The organism is Streptomyces pyxinae, from assembly GCF_024756275.1.
GTDB lineage: Bacteria > Actinomycetota > Actinomycetes > Streptomycetales > Streptomycetaceae > Streptomyces > Streptomyces pyxinae.
In genome coordinates, this window is sequence record NZ_JANUGQ010000068.1 from 1 (window position 1) to 526 (window position 526).

Annotated in this window: 1 protein-coding gene; it reads left to right on the forward strand. The window is 67.7% G+C overall.

Going from position 1 to position 526, the window contains the following annotated elements; all coding sequences use genetic code 11:
• Positions 1–65: 65 nt before the first annotated feature.
• Positions 66–526: IS630 family transposase (locus NX801_RS30610; protein WP_258791229.1), on the forward strand; the 461-nt coding region annotated here is incomplete at its 3' end.

Sequence of the window (526 nt, forward strand, 5' to 3'; positions counted from 1 at the left end):
AGTGACCTGAGTCAGAGGTTTGTGGTTAGTCGGGCATGAGTCGTCCGGGTCCGAAGATTCCACCGTTGTCGGTCACTGAAGCCCAGAGGGCGGTTCTGGAGGGCTGGTTGCGACGCCGGACGACGGCCCAGGCCCTGGCCCAGAGGTCGCGGATCGTGCTGGAGTGTGCCGATGGGCACTCGATCACGGAGGTGTCACGCCGGCTGCGGATCGCTGCGGACACGGTCCGCACCTGGCGGCGCCGGTTCATCGATCGGGGCCTGGAAGGCTTGTGCGACGACCCCAGGCCCGGCGTCCCGCGGAAGATCACCGATGCCGATGTCGAGCGGGTCATCGTCAAGACGCTCGAGGAGACACCGAAGAACGCGACCCACTGGTCGACGGGGTCGATGGCCGCGGCGACCGGGATGTCGCAGTCGACCGTCTCGCGGATCTGGCGGGCGTTCGCCCTGGCACCGCACCGGGCCCGGACGTTCAAGCTGTCCACCGATCCGCTGTTCATCGACAAGGTCCGCGACGTCGTCGG